Below are 17,186 nucleotides of genomic sequence, written 5' to 3'. Positions count from 1 at the left end.
CACTGAATGAAGCGATCGGCTGCTACCGGCTTGTCCCTGTTTTTTGCCGCATCGGCGCTTGCCGCGTGCACGAGCACGGAGGCGCTCGATCCCTCGGCGATCACCCCGCCCCAGCAGACGACCTCGACCAGTCCGGCAACGACGGCGACCGCTTCCATCACCGATCCCACCGCAACCCAGGGCACCACGGCGGCGCCTGCGGCCGGACAGGTGGCCGCGATCAATTCAAACGCCCGGGTCCAGATCGCACCGATCGTCGGCGCCAGCGTCGAGGCAGCCGGTCCGCTCAGCGAGCGCATTTCGGCGAAGGCCAAGGAACGCGGCATCAAGCTGGCAGGCGGCGACGGGTCGGCGACGCTGGTGCTGAAAGGTTATTTTTCGGCGATCACCGAGGCCAAGGAAACGACCGTCATCTACGTCTGGGACGTGCTCGACCCCGCCGGCAATCGGCTGCATCGCATCCAGGGCCAGCAGAAGACGCCTGCTGCCAACGCCGAAGGCTGGGCCTCGGTTTCCACCCCGACCATGCAGGGAATCGCCGACCAGACCGTCGATCAACTGGCGGCGTGGCTGGCGGCAAGGACCGGTTAAGTCTCGTTGCGGGAGTCACTCCAACGCAACATCAACCGTTTTTGACGATGCAACCGAGGATTCGAGCCATCGGCGCTTGCAATAGCGGCCAAGGGCGCTAAAAGCCCCGTCATATCCGGGTCTGGGCATTCGCCAGGAACACTGAATGAAACTTTTCGCGGGCAATTCCAATCGGGTGCTGGCCGAAGGCGTCGCACGCTATCTCAACGTCCCGCTTGGAAAGGCCAGTGTCAGGCGCTTCGCCGACCAGGAGATTTTCGTCGAGATCCAGGAAAATGTGCGCGGCGAGGATGTCTTCATCCTGCAGTCGACGTCGTTTCCGACCAACGACCACCTGATGGAACTGCTGATCATGATCGATGCGTTCATGCGCTCCTCGGCGCGGCGCATCACGGCGGTCATCCCCTATTTCGGCTATGCCCGGCAGGATCGCCGTGCCTCCGGCCGCACGCCGATCTCAGCAAAGCTTGTCGCCAACATGATCACCCGCGCCGGCGTCAACCGCGTGCTGACGCTCGACCTCCACGCCGGCCAGATCCAGGGTTTCTTCGATATCCCCACCGACAATCTGTTCTCGGTGCCGGTGATGGCCCGCGACGTCAAGGCCAAGTACAAGCAGCTCGCCAACGTCATGGTGGTATCGCCGGACGTCGGTGGCGTGGTGCGCGCCCGCGCGCTGGCCAAGCGCCTCGACGCGCAGTTGGCCATCGTCGACAAGCGCCGCGAGCGCCCCGGTGAATCCGAAGTCATGAACGTCATCGGCGACGTCAAGGGCAAGGACTGCCTCCTGATCGACGATATCGTCGATTCGGGCGGCACGCTTTGCAACGCCGCCGACGCGCTGCTTGCCAACGGCGCCACCAGCGTCACCGCCTACATCACCCACGGCGTTCTTTCGGGCGGCGCGGTTGCCCGCATCGCCGGCTCCAAGCTGCAGGAACTGGTCATCACCGATTCGATCCAGCCTTCGCAGGGCGTGGTCGACGCGCCCAATATCCGCGTCGTCTCCATCGCCGATCTGATCGGCGAGGCAATTTCGCGCACCGCTACCGAGGAATCGGTGTCGAGCCTGTTCGACTAAAGCGCGTTGCGCCGAACAGGATTCGGCGGCCGCGCATCAGATTCCTTGATTTGATTCATGTCGTTATCCCGAAACCGAGGACATTTTCGGGCGACATGCATTGGCTTCAGGAATCTGTTCGGCGGGCAAAATGTTCGTAGGTGATCTGCCAAGGGTCGCTCTCGGAAAATCTTTCCTCGCCGATCCAATGGAAGCTGTCGGCGGTGATCTCGGTGAAACGCCATCGCGTTTTCAGGCCGCGCGAGTCATCGCCGATCTGGACGATGTCCTTGCCCTCGGCCCGCCCGATCTGGCGCGAGTAGTCCTGGTTGAGCGGGTCGCTCCAGATGATGTGCCAGCCGCCGATCGCAGGATCGAAGACACGCAAAGTCGTGCCATACATAGTGGACGGCTCGGGACGCTTGGGCCTGATCCAGAGGTCCTGAATCGCGCGGCCTTCGAGCACCCAGCCGAAATGGATTTCTCCAGTCGATTTCTGGATTGTGCCGTCGTCGAGGTGGTGGACCGTGTCCATTTCCCAGCTTCCGATCAGCCATCCATACAGGTCCATGTCTTTCGCCCGGTCGGCAGAGGGACCTTCGGATCCGAGCGCGGTGAGAAACGGAGAAATCGTCATCGTCATGGTCGCAAGGCCTTTCGTTGCGAGACACCGCCGTAGAGCAGTGTCGCACAATGTTCCTGACAGCTTCCCGTCAGGACGTGCCACCGCAACACTTGGTGGTGGTACGCCATATCGGAATCGATCGGCGGGCCAATGATTGCCCCTGACCAGTAGCTCTGAATCAACCGGCCAAACGCAAGTCACCCTTTGTACACGAAGCTGATCAGAACACCGTCAACCACCACGCCATACCCGCCAACGCGGCAACGACCAGCACCGCGATCATGTTTGCATTGTAGCGGATCAGCGCGACGCCCGCCGCGATGGCAATCAGCGCCGATGCGCCATCGAAGCTCGCCCAATCCGGCACCGGCAGAAGAAATGGCCCGAACGCCAGTTCGCCAACGGTAGCGAAAAGCACGTGCAGGGCGAACCAGACGGCGAGATTGGCGATGATGCCGACCACCGCAGCCGTCACGGCCGACAACGCGCTCGCCAGCCAGCGCACGTTGCGCACCGTTTCAACATACGGCGCGCCGACGAATATCCATAGGAAGCACGGTACGAAGGTGAACCACAGCGTGACCGCCGCGCCGGCGATGCCGCCGATTAGCGGTTCGAGGCCGGAGAGGCGCGCGCCACCGAGAAAACCGACGAAAACCAGCACCAAAATGAGCGGGCCTGGCGTCGTCTCGGCAAGACCAAGCCCCGTCAGCATCTCGTCGGGTTTCAGCCAGCCATACACCTCGACGGCCTGCTGCGCGACATAGGCAAGCACGGCATAGGCACCGCCGAACGTCACCGCCGCCATCTTCGAGAAGAAATTCGCCTCGGTCGCGAAAACATTGCCGTTGCCGAGCGCGGCATGCAGCAGCAACAGCGGCAGAAACCAGATCGCCAGCCACACGGCGAGCGTGGAGAAGAAGCGTCGCGCGTTGGGCTTCGTCCATTCGGGCATTTCGTAAGTGGGTTCGGGGCGAAGCTCAGGTCCGCTAGCGGTTGTCGAATAACCCGAAAGGTGGAGCAAGGCGCCGCAGAGCGCGGCGACCGCGATGATCAATGGAAACGGCAGTTTCAGGAACGCGATCGCAATGAAAGCTGCGATCGCCAGCGCCACCATGAAACCGCCTCTGAGCGCTCGCTTCGAAACCTTGATCAGCGCTTCGAGCACCACGGCAAGCACCGCCGCCTTCAGCCCGAACAGCAGGCCCTGGACCAGTTCCATATGCCCGACCGTCATGTAGATCGCCGACAACGCGGTGATGACGACGGCACCCGGCAGCACGAAAAGCAGGCCGGCGACGAGCCCGCCCCTGACACCGTGCAGCAGCCAGCCGGCATAGGTGGCGAGTTGCATCGCCTCCGGACCGGGCAAAAGCATGCAGTAGTTCAGCGCATGCAGGAACCGAGGCTCGTCGAGCCAGCGTTTTTCGTCGACAAGTATACGGTGCATCAATGCGATCTGCCCCGCCGGACCGCCGAAGGACAACAGGCCGATCTTCGCGAAGACACGCGTGGCCTCGGCGAAGCTCGGCGTTGCGCGAGATGCCGTGGGAACATTCGCGGCGGCGTCTTCGGTGCTGGTCATCGTCATGCCGCCCTGGCCGGCCAGTTGTGCGTTTCCGCAGTGGCATACCGGCACCAACCGTAAAGCGCATCGTAGATGACCATGCCCTTTTCCAATTGCGTCGGATCATCCTCCTCGATTGCCGAAAGCCCGAGCGAGATGGCAAGCAGCCCCGCCGCCTGCGGCTCGAGATCCAAACGTGCCGTGTCAGCGCCGCGGACGATGTTGGCCAGATGCAAAAGCGCGGGATCGGTGAGACCGAACTCCGAAATCAGCGTATCGAACGTGCAGGTCTCGCCGCGATGCGAATAGAACACATCCTTGATATCGTAAGCGATCCAGCCGGTTTCGTCGGCAATGTCCTTCACCCATTCGGCGGCGACGAAATGGAATACCGCTAGCGGATCGATAAAACGGCGGATGAGCCACGGACAGGCGATCCGGTCGATCTTCGGCCGTTCCCGCGTCACCCAGACACTGGGTCTCGGGAGACCTGTTTCAAGGCCAGACGCCTCGCAGATGACCGTCGGCCCTCCAGCGGCCACCCAGGCTTCGATGCCGCCGTCGAGCATCGCGACATCGCAGCCTGCCGCGGCGAGATACGACGCGGCGATTTCGCTGACATTGTGGCCATGGGTGCAATAGACGACCACCGGCTGGCCTTCCGGCAACTGCGGCAGCCACTCGACCGTCTTCATATGGTCGCGCCAGATCGCGCCCGCGATGCGAACCGGCGACGACGAGAGAGCTGCCGCCCGTCGCACATCGACGAGCAGCGGGCATCGGCTGGTGCCGACAAGCGGAATGAGTTGTTCGGGCAAAAGTCTTCGAGGCATGGTTTTCCTCCGCATACATTTCGCGAAGGCGGAACTTGGGCAAAGCCTCACGGGGAGTCCACCATGCCCCCGACGAAAACATCATAGGCAGTTCGCCTGAGGCGATCAACGGAAATCGCTGGAAAACCAGCGGCGAAGGATGCCCGGTGATGGAAACGGCTCTGGCTTGAGGCAAATCGGCAGGGCAGCTATTCGCGGTCGCGGCTTGCCGCCTCGGCTTTTGCGCTTTAGGGATGGCCCGAATGAGGGCTGGCGCGGCAAATGCCGCATTGCCGGCTCATTCTCCCGTTGAAAGCCGAACGATGAACGACTTCGAAAAAATGGCGCCGGCGCTCGCCGCCGCATTGGCCGCCCGTGGTTACGAGACGCTGACGCCGGTCCAGCAGGCGATGCTGACGGCGAATGCCGACGGCGCCGACCTGCTCGTTTCCGCTCAGACCGGCTCCGGCAAGACCGTTGCGTTCGGCATCGCGATCGCGCCGACATTGCTGCGTGGCGAGGCAGATCTCGGCGCCGCCGGCCTGCCGCTGGCGCTGGTGATCGCACCGACGCGCGAACTGGCGCTGCAGGTGCGGCGCGAACTGGAATGGCTCTACGCGGGCGCCGGCGCGCGCATCGGCTCCTGTGTCGGCGGCATGGACATGCGCAAGGAGCGCCGGGCGCTCGAACAGGGCGCCCACATCGTCGTCGGCACGCCGGGCCGGCTGCGCGACCACATCACGCGCGGCTCGCTCGATATTTCGGAACTGCGCGCCGTGGTGCTGGACGAGGCCGACGAGATGCTCGATCTCGGCTTTCGCGAGGATCTGGAGTTCATCCTGGCCGCCGCCCCCGCCGAACGGCGCACGCTGATGTTTTCGGCCACCGTGCCGAAACCGATCGCCCAGTTGGCAAAACGCTTCCAGCGCGACGCCGTGCGCATCACCGCGACCAGCGAGGGTGAGCAACATGGCGACATCGAATACCAGTTGGTGCTGGTGGCGCCGCCGGACCGCGAGAACGCCATCATCAACACGCTGCTCTATGTCGACGCGCAGAACACCATCGTTTTCTGCCACACGCGCGAGGCGGTGAAGCACCTGGCGAGCCGGTTGGCCAACCGCGGCTTCGCCGTCGTGGCGCTGTCGGGCGAATTGAGCCAGGCCGAACGCACCAACGCGCTGCAATCGATGCGCGATGGGCGGGCGCGGGTGTGCGTGGCGACCGACGTCGCGGCGCGCGGCATCGACCTGCCCAATCTCGACCTCGTCATCCATGCCGACATGCCGACCAACCCGGATACGCTGCTACACCGCAGCGGCCGTACTGGCCGCGCCGGTCGCAAGGGCACCTGCGCGCTGATCGTGCCGCATCACAGGCGGGGCGCCGCGGCGCGCGTGCTGAAGCTGGCCAAGCTCGAGGCAACCACCATAGCGGCGCCGACCAGCGCCGACATCGAGGCACGCAACCGGCAGCGCATCCTCGAAGACCCGGCATTGTCGGAAGCGCCGAATGAGGAAGAACTGGCCTTCGTGCGCGAACTGATGGCGGCGCATGGTCCAGAGCAGATCGCCGCGGCCTATCTGCGCCAGCAAATGGCATTGCGTCCCGCGCCGGAAGAACTGGCCGACACGCCGTTGCAGGCGTTCACCCCGCGCGACCGCAATCCCGGCAATTTCGAACGCGACGAACGGCCGTCGGAGCGTTTCGAAAACGGCGTCTGGTTCCGCGTCTCGGTCGGCCGCAAGCACCGCGCCGAACCGCGCTGGCTGTTGCCGATGATCTGCAAGGCCGGGCACATCACCAAGCGCGAGGTCGGCGCCATCAAGATCCTCGAAGCTGAATCGCTGGTCGAGATCATCACCGAGAAGGCGGAGGCCTTCGCGGCGGCGATCAGAAAGGGCGGCGTGATCGAAAAGGGCGTCGCTATCACGCGGGTCGATGGAGCACCGCCCGCCGACGAACCGGCCCGCACCGGTTGGAATGCCGCCAAGAAGGGCAAATTCAAGCCCAAGGCGGCAAGGCCGGCTGAAGCACCTGGCGACGGAGCGAAGAAGATAAAGACCAAGCCGCGCTGGAAGAAGGGCAAGCGCCCGTAAGCGAAGCGGCTGCTTGACCACCGGTCGTCGGCGGCGCTAGGCTGACGATGCTTCCGCAGGGCGCATCGGCTTTGGCCGGAGGGGCATTGCCCACCTGCGTTACGTCAACCCAAATGCGCCCATGCCGACCCTCGAACACCTGAAGAAGCAAGCCAAGCTCCATCTGCGATGGCATCGCGAACGGTATTACCCGGTCGCGGCCGCCATCAGGCAGTTGTTGCCGCGCTACGGCCACCTGACCGATGGACAGGTGCTGGAGGCGAGCTTCAAACTGAGCGATGCTCAGGAGCTTGTCGCGAGAAAGGCGGGTTTCGAAAGCTGGCAGGCGCTGAAGAAGGACCTGCGGACCATGACCGAACAAACCGACAGAACAGTTTCCAAACCGCTGCTCGCGCTCGCCGAGCCACAGCTTTTCGTCTCGGACATCGAGGCATCCTGCGTCTTCTATGCGGAAAAGCTCGGCTTTGAGGTTGGCTTCATCTATGGCGAGCCACCCTTCTACGCACAGGTCAGGCGCGATGGCGCAAGACTGAACCTTCGCCACGTCGACCGGCCGGTGTTCGACGCGGAATTGCGGGCCAAGGACGATTTGCTGTCCACGACCATCATTGTCGAGGAGATCAAGGCGCTGTTCCTGGAGTATCAGGAGCGCGGCATCACCTTCCATCAGGCCTTGCGCACGGAGCCCTGGGGAGCGCGTACGTTTATCGTCGCCGACCCGGACGGCAATCTGATCGCCTTTGCCGGCGAAAACACTTAGGCCGGCGCGGGCCGCGTTTTCGCTGCCCAACGTGCGCTGCCGGCCAATCTTGCGCTTGGCCCCTGCTTCCGCTATAGAGCCGCCACCCGCGTAGACACCCTTGGAGGCAACGCGGATGAGGGCCGCGAAATTCGCGGCTTTCGACATTTTCGGCACCCGCTCCGGCGGTAACGGAAATGCTCCAGACAACGCGAAAGGAAATGCCATGAGCCACGATACGTACGAGCTCAAGGCCGAAGCGCGCGAACAGGTCGGTAAGGGGTCCGCCCGTGAAGTTCGCCGCAACGGTAAAGTGCCTGCAGTCATCTATGGCGACAAACAGCCTCCCCTGGCAATCGCCCTGTCCTACAAGGACATCTACTACAAGATCCACGGCGGCGGTTTTCTGACCACCATCGCGACGATCGACGTCGGCGGCAAGAAGGTCCAGGTCCTGCCGAAGGACTACCAGCTTGACCCGGTCAAGGACGTCCCGATGCATGTCGACTTCCTGCGTGTCGGCAAGGACACCGAGGTCAATGTCGACGTGCCGGTGCACTTCGCCAATGAGGAAAAGTCGCCCGGCCTCAAGCGCGGCGGCGTTCTCAACATCGTTCGCCACGAGGTCGAGTTCCACTGCCCGGCCAATGCGATCCCGGAATTCATCACGGTCGACCTCACCGGGACGGATATCGGCGACTCGATCCACATCTCGGCGGTTAAGCTGCCGGCCGGCGTGAAGCCGGTGATTTCGGACCGCGACTTCACCATCGCGACGATCGCCGGCTCTTCGGCGATGAAGCCGGAAGTCGAGGAGACGACCGAGGCTGCCGAGGAGACCGAGGAAGAGGAAAAGACCGAGGAGTAATCCCCGGTCCGCCTGGAGTGTTGCCCAATGCTGCTTTTCGCAGGTCTCGGCAATCCGGGCACGAAATATGCCAATAACCGGCACAATGTCGGCTTCATGGCGGCGGATGCAATCGCCCGCCGCCATGATTTTTCGCCCTGGTCGAAGAAATTCCAGGGCCTGATCGCCGAAGGAACAATCGGCGGCGAAAAGACCATCATCATCAAGCCGCAGACCTTCATGAACCTGTCCGGCCAATCGGTCGGCGAAGCGCTGCGCTTCTACAAGCTCGAACCGTCCGACGTGACCGTCTTCTACGACGAGATCGAACTTCCCGCCGGCAAGGTCAGGGTCAAGACCGGTGGCGGCGCCGCTGGTCACAACGGTATCCGCTCGCTGGATCAGCATCTCGGCAAGGATTATCGCCGCGTGCGCATCGGTGTCGGCCACCCGGGCCGGGACATGGTGCACGGCCATGTGCTTGGCGATTTCGCCAAGGCGGACCGCGAATGGTTGGACGTGCTCCTGGACAGCATCGCCGACAATGCCGGCATGGTCGCCAAGGGCGACGAAAACGGCTTCATGAACAAGATCACGCTGACCTTGCGTGAAAAATTGCAGCCGACCGGCGAGGACGACCGTCCGCCGCCGAAAGCCCCCAAGGCTGCCAAACAGCAGAGCCATATCCGCCAGGCACGGCCACAGCAGACCGCGGCCAAAGTGCCGGAAACCGGCCCAATGGCCGCAATGCTGAAGAAGTTGCTCGGCAAGGATTGAACGGAACGCTGGATATGTGGAAAGGCTTGACGATCATCGACCCTTTCGCCCATAGCCCTGAGCAAATTCTCGTTCTCCGATAGGACTTAAACAATATGGGTTTCAAATGCGGCATCGTTGGGCTGCCCAACGTTGGCAAGTCGACGCTTTTCAATGCACTGACGCGCACCGCCGCCGCGCAGGCGGCCAACTATCCGTTCTGCACCATCGAGCCGAACACCGGCGAGGTAGCGGTGCCTGACCCGCGACTCGAGAAGATCGCGGCGATAGCCAAATCGAAGGAAATAATCCCCACCCGCATCTCCTTCGTCGATATCGCGGGCCTGGTGCGCGGCGCTTCCAAGGGTGAAGGCCTGGGCAACCAGTTCCTTGCCAACATACGCGAGGTCGACGCCATCGTGCATGTGCTGCGCTGCTTCGAGGATGACGATATCACCCATGTCGAGGGTCGCATCGATCCCGTCGCCGACGCCGAGACGGTCGAAACCGAGCTGATGCTTGCCGACCTCGAAAGCCTCGAGCGCCGCATCGTGCAGATCAGGAAGCGTGCTTCCGGCAAGGACAAGGAGGCCACCACCGTCCTGCCGATGATGGAAAAAGCGCTGGCGCTGCTGCAGGAAGGCAAGCCGGCGCGCGTGCTCCTGAAAGGCATTGCCGCGGAAGACCTCGCCATCCTGCAGGGTCTCAACCTTTTGACCTCGCATCCGGTGCTCTACGTCTGCAACGTCGCCGAGGCCGACGCCGCCACCGGCAACGAGCACACCAGGGCGGTCGAGAAGATGGCCGAGGCTCAGGGCGCCGGCACGGTGGTGATATCAGCCGCCATCGAAGCCGAAGTGGCGCAGTTGCCCGACGACGAGGAACTCGAGTTCCTCGCCTCAATGGGGCTCGAGGAGCCCGGCCTCGACAAGCTGATCCGTGCCGGCTACGAGCTCCTGCACCTCATCACCTATTTCACCGCCGGCCCCAAGGAAACCCGCGCCTGGACGATCGAGCGCGGCACCAAGGCGCCGCAGGCCGCCGGCGTCATCCATACCGACTTCGAGCGCGGCTTCATTCGCGCCCAGACGATCGCATACAACGACTTCGTCACGTTGGGCGGTGAAGTGGCGGCAAAGGAAGCCGGCAAGGCGCGGGACGAAGGCAAGGAATATGTTGTTCAGGACGGCGACGTGATGCTGTTCAAGTTCAACACCTGACAAGCTTGGTGCGCGACGGAATCCGCTTTCAGGTCCGCTTCTGCCCGCCGTTTCACTGTCCAGCTGGGTCAAGGCCGGCGCCCTCGCCCCGGCTTGACGTTGCTCATTCGCGGGTCTAAGCGCTTCGGACGCCCGGTTGCGGCCCATAGTCCGTGCCGGTCATATTCCTGCAACATGCGTCCCCGATGACGCGCCTCTTGCTCGAACAAGGGAGACCCGGCGATGATCAAAGCCTTCGTCGTGGAAAAGGACCGTCTGCGCTTCGTCGAAGACCTGCAGCAACATCGAGACCAGGTTATCTGGGCCGACCTGCTCGTCCCCACCAAGGAGGAGGAGGCTGCGGTCGAGAACTGGATCGGCGTCGGCGTTCCGACGCGCGAGGAGATGGAAGAGATCGAGATATCGAGCCGGCTCTATATAGAGGACGGCGCCTATTTCATGACCGCCACCCTGCCGGCGCACACCGACGGGGACGACCCGGTGATGTCGCCGGTGACCTTCGTGCTGGCCGGGAACCGGCTGGTAACGGTGCGGTATCACGAACCGCGTGCCTTCCAGACCTTTCCGATGCGCGCCGAGAAGGTTTCCACCGGTTGCACCAGCGGCGAAACCATCCTGATCAGCCTTCTCGAAGCCATCGTCGACCGCCTCGCCGACATCATCGAGCGTGCCGGACGCGATATCGACGAGATTTCCCACGCCATCTTCCAATCGTCCGAGACAAAAGCGACGAAGCGCGACCGCGACTTCAAGAAGATCCTTCAGCGGATCGGCCGCAAGGAGGAACTCGCCTCCAGCCTGCGCGAAAGCCTCGTCTCGCTGCAACGGCTTTCCGGCTTCCTCGGCCATGCCACCGGCACCGAGAAGACCTCCAAGGACATCCGCGCCCGCGTCAAGACATTGGCGCGGGATGTGCTGTCGCTGACCGATCACGTGACGTTCCTGTCGCAGAAAATCACCTTCCTGCTCGACGCGACGCTCGGCATGATCAACATCGAGCAGAACGGCATCATCAAGATCTTCTCGGTGGCCGCGGTGGTGTTCCTGCCGCCGACCCTGGTCGCCTCGGCCTACGGCATGAATTTCGACGTCATGCCGGAGCTGAAATGGGTGCTCGGCTATCCGTTCGCGCTGGCACTGATGCTGATCTCTGCGATCCTGCCGTTCCTGTATTTCAAGCGACGCGGCTGGCTTTGAGGAACCGGGGCTGTCTTCGCTTCGTCCTGGATCAGGCAAACTGACCTTTTGTCGCCTTGCGGGACCAGGCCCGGACGGCCATGGTGTAGTTCAAGCGTGAACAGGATTCTCCGCGATGGCCGGCAAGACATGGGCGTTTGAGGATTTCGAGGTGGGCGGCTCGATTTCGCTCGGCTCGAAACTCGTCACGGCCGAGGAGATCGTCGAATTCGCCGGCGAATTCGACGCACAGCCGATGCACATGGACGAAGCGGCCGGCAAGGCAAGCATCCTGGGCGGCCTCTCGGCGTCCGGCTGGCACACCTGCTCGATGTTCATGCGATTGATGTGCGACGGGTTTCTGCTCGATTCCACCTCGCAAGGTTCGCCGGGCCTCGATTATGTGCGCTGGAAGAAGCCGGTACTGGCGGGAGACACGCTGACCGGCAAGAGCACGATTCTTGCCAAGCGGGAATCGAAGTCGAAGCCCGGCCTCGGCTTCGTCACGGTGAAGAGCGAGTTTTCCAACCAGCGCGGCGAAACCGTGCTGGAACTCGAAAACACCGGCATGTTCCTGACCCGCCAGGCCGCAGGTGCCGCATGACCCTCGATGAATTCTTCGGCATCGGCCACAGCATCACGCTCGGCTCGCACAAATTCGAACCGGAAGCGATCAAGGCCTTCGCGAAAAAATACGATCCGCAGCCTTTCCACGTCGACGAGGAAGCGGCGAAGAAGAGCGTCTTCGGCAGGCTTTGCGCATCGGGCTGGCACACCGCCGCGACGTGGATGAAGTATAATCTGGCGACCCGCATGGAGACCGAGGGCAGGCGCTGGACAGGCCCCGGCCCGCTACCGGTATTCGGCCCCTCGCCCGGCTTCAAGAACCTGAAATGGCTAAAGCCGGTCTATGCCGGCGAGACGGTCACATTCACCCGGACCGGTGTCGCGCATCGTCCGATCGCCTCGCGCCCCGGCTGGCGGCTCTTGAGCATTCGCGCCGAGGCTTTCGATTCGACCGGCGACAAGGTGCTGGAGTTCGAGAGCGCAGTGCTGGTGCAGGTGGGCTGACGCTCCCGCCGCGTGACCATCCTTGCCATTGGTCTGGCCGCCCTATGTTAGGACGGATAGGAATCAGCGAGGAGAACTGCCATGCCTTACATCGAGGGTTTTGTCGCGGCCGTGCCGACCGCCAACAAGGAAGCCTATCGCAAGCACGCGCAGGAGGCGGGAGCCTATTTCAAGAAACTCGGCGCCACGCGCCTCGTCGAGTGCTGGGGCGACGACGTTCCCAAGGGCGTGTTGACCGACTTCTACAAAGCCACCCAGGCCAAGGATGACGAGACGCCGGTCTTCAGCTGGGTCGAGTATCCAGACAGGGCGACGCGGGACGCAGCCAACAAGAAGATGAGTGAAGACACCAGCACGGCCAACATGGAAATGCCGTTCGACGGCAAGCGCATGTTCTGGGGTGGTTTCGAGCAGATCGTCAACGAATAGCTTTTCGCCCAGCGGTTCAGCGTCGGGGATTTCCTCCCGCGCGATGTGTTGGTGCACGTGGAGTACGCTGCCAGCCGGGTTGCGCTTCACGCGGTACCCAGCAGATAGGCCAAGACGAGCAGACCGACGCAGACCGGTCCAAATATCTTCGCAGCGTCCCGCCGGGACGCGAGGATACGGATGCCCAGCACCAGGTGTCCGCCTTGCCGGCCGAACCGGCTTCCGGCCAGGGCGGGATCCGGAAGCGCCGGCTCCTCATCGCGGAAAGCCAGCCAGCGCGTTTCAATGGGTGTGCGCACCTCGTCGGGCCTGAGCAGGAACCATTCATGGTGGATGGCGATGCCGACCAGGTCTCCCATAGGGCGGAAGAACCACTCCCAACCCGATGCCGCCCGGCGAAGCGACCCGACGTGAAAATACGTCTGGTAGAAGCCCTCGGGCACCGATACGACGGTGACGTCCTCGGCCCGGACTTCGCGCTTTCCATGGCCGACGCTGAAGGCGATCGTGTCGACGCCCCGGACCACCTGCCATGGGATGAAGGCTTGCGGCACACCCCTGACCCGGTAGATGATTCCCTCTGGCAAGAGCATGAGGACGGGCCAGCCGGGAAAAAACTTACGCCAGACGAAATAGGCCGCGAAGCAGGCTGCGGCCGCGAGCAGCGGCCAGCCGAAGAAATAGGCGAAACGCGGTTCCACGCGGCCGATCAGCAGGAAGACCACGCCGACGCAGAACATCCAGGCCGCACCGATCAGCTGGCGCGCCGGATTGGCGTGGTATTCGACAACGCGGAAAAGATTCCGCTCGATGGTCATGGGACGCCCAGACGGAAAGAAGTCGTCAAACCACTATAGGTCCGGCGCCTTTGCGGTCAAACACTGGCCCGGTATCCGCAACCGGGCGACGGGTTGCTTCAGTGCCCTTCGAAGGCGATCAGGGTGCGCACGTCGACGTCCAGCGCCTCGAGCTTTTTCCGGCCGCCGAGATCCGGCAGGTCGATGATGAAGCATGCCGCGACGATGTCGGCACCCATCTGGCGCAGCAGCTTCACCGCACCCTCTGCGGTGCCGCCGGTGGCGATCAGATCGTCGACCAGGATCACCTTCTCGCCTCCCGAGACCGCATCCCGGTGCATTTCCATCTCGTCCAGCCCGTATTCCAGGCTGTAGGCGACACGCACAGTGTCGTGCGGCAGCTTGCCTTTCTTGCGGATCGGGATGAAGCCGGCGGAAAGCTGGTGCGCAATGGCGCCGCCCAGGATGAAACCGCGCGCCTCGATACCGGCGATCTTGTCGATCTTCTGGCCGGCATAAGGATGCACTAGTTCGTCGATGGCGCGCCGGAAGGCCCGTGCATTGCCGAGCAGCGTGGTGATGTCGCGAAACAGGATGCCCGGCTTGGGATAATCCGGGATTGTCCGGATGGCGGCAAGCAGCGTGTCTTCGAGCGAGGATTTCATGAATCGATTCCCGTTGCCGTTCAGTTCTGACGGGCCGAGGACAAAAAGAAAAGGGCGCCTTTCAGCGCCCTTTAATGTTTCTGCAGGTCGACCGGGCGATCAGCGCGGCTTCTTGCCGAACACGCGGACATATTCGGCGACGCCGCCCTTGGCCAGCGCCTTGGCCTGCTTGACCCAGTCCTCGCGCTCGATACGGCCCTTGAAGTTCAGGTAGCTATCCACCCAGGCTCGCTCGGTCTTCGTCCAGCCGGCAACCTGCGCATAGGTGTAGATGCCGAGGTCGTGAAGGATGCCTTCGATCTTCGGGCCTACGCCTGAGATCAGCTTGAGGTCGTCGGGGTTGAACGGACGTTCGATGCGCGCCGGGCGGCCCTTCTCGGCAACCGCCGGAACCGTTCCGACAAAAGCCACCGGTTCCGCAACCGGCTCTGCGACTGCGGGAGTGACCGCGACAGCAGGCACATGAACGACAGCGCGGGTCACGGGCTTTGCAGCAGGAACCGGCGCGGCCAACGCTGCCGCCGGCTCGTCATGCAGGCCGTGCCAGATCTTGCGCTTGGTGAGATAGACGAGCCCCGCAAACAACAGCAGGAACACCATGACGCCGAGACCCGTTTGCTTGCGCGTCTCGAGATGCGGCTCCGCCGCCCACATCAGGAAGGCAGAGACGTCGCGAGCGTACTGGTCGACCGTCTGCGGCGAACCGTCGTCATAGGTGACCTGATCGTCCGATAACGGCGGCGCCATCGCCAGTGACTTCCCGGCGATGAAATACGGGTTGTAGTGCGTGCCCTCGGCGATCTCCATGCCAGCTGGAGGCTGCTCGTCATAGCCAGTCAGCAGCGAGTGGATATAGTCAGGGCCGCCCTCGGCGTACTGCGTGAAGATGTCGAAAACAAAGGTCGGGAAGCCGCGCTCGACGCCGCGCGCCTTGGCGATCAGCGAGAAGTCAGGCGGCGGCGCGCCATTGTTGGCTGCGGCAGCCGCTTCCTTGTTGGGGAACGGCGACGGGAAATGATCCGACGGGATGCCAGGACGCTCGAACATCTCGCCGTCGGCGTTGGGTCCGTCCTGCACGGTGTATTCGGCGGCGAACGCCTTCACCTGCGCCTCGGAATAACCAAGCGCTTCAAGCGTACGGAACGGTATCAGGTCCATCGAATGGCAGGCCGAGCAGACCTCCTTGTAGACCTTCAGGCCGCGCTGCAACTGTGCCTTGTCGAATTTGCCGAACGGACCGGCGAATGACCAGTCTTCCTGCTTCGGCTTGTGGATAGGGAAATGCGTCGGCTCGGCGGCGCTGTGTCCCTCTTCCTGGGCAAATACGATCCCGGTGCCGGCAACCGCGAACAAACCGGCGGCAACGAGGCGGGCGAGAATCTTTTTCATGCGAAAAATCCTTCCAAGATTCTCTTCTGTCTCAGCCTTTGGTTTCCGGTGACGCCGTGGCGCCTGCCGGATGGCCGGAACCGCCGCGGTTCTTTTCGAGCACCGCCTCGGTGATCGAATTCGGTGTTTTGCGTGGGGTCTCGATCAGGCCGAGCAATGGCATGACGATCAGGAAAAAGCCGAAGTAAACGATGGTCGAAATCTGCATGGCCGGGATGTACCAGCCTTCCGCCGGCTTGGAGCCGAGCCAGCCGAGGAAGATCGCGTTGGCGGCGAATAGCCAGTAGAAGATGCGGTAGGACGGCCGGTAGCGGGCGGACTTGACCTTCGACGTATCGAGCCACGGCACCACGAACAGCACCGCGATGGCGCCGAACATTGCAAGCACGCCGCCGAGCTTGGAATCGATCGGCCCGATGTTGAAGGTGACGGCGCGCAGGATCGCGTAGAACGGCAGGAAGTACCACTCCGGAACGATATGGGCCGGCGTCTTCAGCGAATCGAACTGCGTGTAGTTGTCCGGATGACCGAGATAGTTCGGAATGTAGAAGACGAAATAGGCGAAGAAGGCGAGGAACAGGATCATCGCGAACGCGTCCTTGACGGTCGCGTAGGGCGTGAAGGCCACGGTGTCGGTCTTAGATTTCACCTCAATGCCGGTTGGATTGGTCTGGCCGACGACGTGCAGTGCCCAGACGTGCAGCACGACGACGCCGGCGATCATGAATGGCAACAGATAGTGCAATGCGAAGAAGCGGTTCAGCGTCGGATTGTCGACCGAGTAGCCGCCCAGCAGCAATTCCTGAATCCAGTTGCCGACCAGCGGAATGGCGGTGAAGAAGCCGGTGATGACCGTAGCGCCCCAGCCCGACATCTGGCCCCAAGGCAGCACGTAGCCCATGAAGCCCGTCGCCATCATCAGCAGGTAGATGATGCAGCCGAGGATCCAGAGCAGTTCGCGCGGCGCCTTGTAGGAACCGTAATAGAGGCCGCGGAAGATATGGATGTAGACGGCGATGAAGAACATCGAGGCGCCGTTGGAATGCAGGTAGCGCAACAGCCAGCCGGAATTCACGTCGCGCATGATCTTCTCGACCGAGCCGAAGGCGAGCGTGGTGTCGGCCGCATAGTGCATGGCGAGCACGACACCAGTCAGTATCTGGGCGACCAGCATGATCGCAAGGATACCGCCAAAGGTGTAGGCGTAGTTCAGGTTGCGTGGCACCGGGTAGGAAACGAATGAATCATGGACGAGGCGCGGCAAGGGCATGCGCGCGTCGAACCATTTTCCAAGGCCGGTCGTGGGTGTGTAGGTCGAGTGTCCACCGCTCATCGAATTGTCC

The 17,186-nt window shown here is 62.7% G+C and carries 17 protein-coding genes and 1 pseudogene; 11 read left to right on the top strand and 7 right to left on the bottom strand.

The features are described from left to right. Positions 1–6: 6 nt before the first annotated feature. Together OHD58_RS18460 and OHD58_RS18455 are read left to right on the top strand one after the other, a co-directional pair. Entirely contained in the window at positions 7–591 is a 585-nt protein-coding gene (locus OHD58_RS18460) for a hypothetical protein (RefSeq protein ID WP_263804880.1), read from the top strand. Between the two features lie 145 nt (positions 592–736). Continuing rightward, the gene (locus tag OHD58_RS18455) at positions 737–1,672 is read left to right on the top strand and encodes a ribose-phosphate pyrophosphokinase (protein WP_263804879.1); all 936 of its coding nucleotides are present in this window, start codon (positions 737–739) and stop codon (positions 1,670–1,672) included. Positions 1,673–1,778: 106 nt separating this feature from the next. Here OHD58_RS18455 and OHD58_RS18450 read toward each other — a convergent pair whose 3' ends face one another. The 3 genes from OHD58_RS18450 to OHD58_RS18440 all read right to left on the bottom strand — a co-directional run bounded on the left by OHD58_RS18450 (position 1,779) and on the right by OHD58_RS18440 (position 4,676). Next, positions 1,779–2,222: a hypothetical protein gene (locus tag OHD58_RS18450; protein WP_263804878.1), complete on the bottom strand. Its 444-nt coding sequence runs from the start codon at positions 2,220–2,222 to the stop codon at positions 1,779–1,781. Between the two features lie 274 nt (positions 2,223–2,496). Further along, entirely contained in the window at positions 2,497–3,861 is a 1,365-nt protein-coding gene (gene chrA / locus OHD58_RS18445) for a chromate efflux transporter (protein ID WP_263804877.1), read from the bottom strand. Positions 3,862–3,863: 2 nt separating this feature from the next. Beyond that, on the bottom strand, positions 3,864–4,676 hold the full coding sequence (locus OHD58_RS18440) for a chromate resistance protein ChrB domain-containing protein (RefSeq protein ID WP_263804876.1): 813 nt from the start codon (positions 4,674–4,676) through the stop codon (positions 3,864–3,866). 302 nt (positions 4,677–4,978) lie between these two features. On the opposite strand from OHD58_RS18440, the gene OHD58_RS18435 reads away from it, so the two are divergent. The 9 genes from OHD58_RS18435 to OHD58_RS18395 all read left to right on the top strand — a co-directional run bounded on the left by OHD58_RS18435 (position 4,979) and on the right by OHD58_RS18395 (position 12,992). Next, entirely contained in the window at positions 4,979–6,754 is a 1,776-nt protein-coding gene (locus OHD58_RS18435) for a DEAD/DEAH box helicase (protein WP_263804875.1), read from the top strand. 121 nt (positions 6,755–6,875) lie between these two features. Further along, on the top strand, positions 6,876–7,514 hold the full coding sequence (locus OHD58_RS18430) for a bleomycin resistance protein (protein ID WP_263804874.1): 639 nt from the start codon (positions 6,876–6,878) through the stop codon (positions 7,512–7,514). 205 nt (positions 7,515–7,719) lie between these two features. Then, positions 7,720–8,361 carry a 50S ribosomal protein L25/general stress protein Ctc gene (locus OHD58_RS18425; protein WP_263804873.1) on the top strand — a complete coding sequence of 214 codons (642 nt, stop codon included), beginning with the start codon at positions 7,720–7,722 and terminating at the stop codon, positions 8,359–8,361. 27 nt (positions 8,362–8,388) lie between these two features. Next, positions 8,389–9,117, top strand: a complete 729-nt coding sequence (gene pth / locus OHD58_RS18420) for an aminoacyl-tRNA hydrolase (protein ID WP_263804872.1) — start codon at positions 8,389–8,391, stop codon at positions 9,115–9,117. A gap of 95 nt (positions 9,118–9,212) precedes the next feature. Next, positions 9,213–10,316: a redox-regulated ATPase YchF gene (gene ychF / locus OHD58_RS18415; RefSeq protein ID WP_263804871.1), complete on the top strand. Its 1,104-nt coding sequence runs from the start codon at positions 9,213–9,215 to the stop codon at positions 10,314–10,316. 222 nt (positions 10,317–10,538) lie between these two features. Continuing rightward, positions 10,539–11,513: a magnesium/cobalt transporter CorA gene (corA, locus tag OHD58_RS18410; protein WP_263804870.1), complete on the top strand. Its 975-nt coding sequence runs from the start codon at positions 10,539–10,541 to the stop codon at positions 11,511–11,513. Positions 11,514–11,628: 115 nt separating this feature from the next. Then, complete coding sequence (locus OHD58_RS18405) at positions 11,629–12,096, top strand: MaoC family dehydratase (protein WP_263804869.1); 468 nt, start codon at positions 11,629–11,631, stop codon at positions 12,094–12,096. Beyond that, positions 12,093–12,563 carry a MaoC family dehydratase gene (locus OHD58_RS18400; RefSeq protein WP_263804868.1) on the top strand — a complete coding sequence of 157 codons (471 nt, stop codon included), beginning with the start codon at positions 12,093–12,095 and terminating at the stop codon, positions 12,561–12,563. The genes OHD58_RS18405 and OHD58_RS18400 overlap by 4 nt, the downstream gene beginning before the upstream one ends. Before the next feature lie 81 nt (positions 12,564–12,644). Next, positions 12,645–12,992 carry a DUF1428 domain-containing protein gene (locus OHD58_RS18395; RefSeq protein WP_263804867.1) on the top strand — a complete coding sequence of 116 codons (348 nt, stop codon included), beginning with the start codon at positions 12,645–12,647 and terminating at the stop codon, positions 12,990–12,992. A gap of 86 nt (positions 12,993–13,078) precedes the next feature. On the opposite strand, the gene OHD58_RS18390 is transcribed toward OHD58_RS18395, so the two are convergent. The 4 genes and pseudogenes from OHD58_RS18390 to OHD58_RS18375 all read right to left on the bottom strand — a co-directional run bounded on the left by OHD58_RS18390 (position 13,079) and on the right by OHD58_RS18375 (position 17,176). Beyond that, complete coding sequence (locus OHD58_RS18390; protein WP_263804866.1) at positions 13,079–13,810, bottom strand: hypothetical protein; 732 nt, start codon at positions 13,808–13,810, stop codon at positions 13,079–13,081. A gap of 98 nt (positions 13,811–13,908) precedes the next feature. Continuing rightward, the gene (locus OHD58_RS18385; protein WP_263804865.1) at positions 13,909–14,454 is read right to left on the bottom strand and encodes an adenine phosphoribosyltransferase; all 546 of its coding nucleotides are present in this window, start codon (positions 14,452–14,454) and stop codon (positions 13,909–13,911) included. Between the two features lie 543 nt (positions 14,455–14,997). Beyond that, positions 14,998–15,843 (bottom strand): annotated as a pseudogene (locus OHD58_RS18380) (cytochrome c1); the annotation flags it as partial. Positions 15,844–15,874: 31 nt separating this feature from the next. Further along, positions 15,875–17,176 carry a cytochrome b gene (locus OHD58_RS18375; RefSeq protein ID WP_263804864.1) on the bottom strand — a complete coding sequence of 434 codons (1,302 nt, stop codon included), beginning with the start codon at positions 17,174–17,176 and terminating at the stop codon, positions 15,875–15,877. Positions 17,177–17,186: the final 10 nt, after the last annotated feature.

The organism is Mesorhizobium sp. ZC-5 (assembly GCF_025753855.1).
GTDB lineage: Bacteria > Pseudomonadota > Alphaproteobacteria > Rhizobiales > Rhizobiaceae > Neomesorhizobium.
The sequence above is the reverse complement of the archived record's forward strand: the minus strand, read 5'-3'. Positions and strand labels throughout refer to the sequence as shown.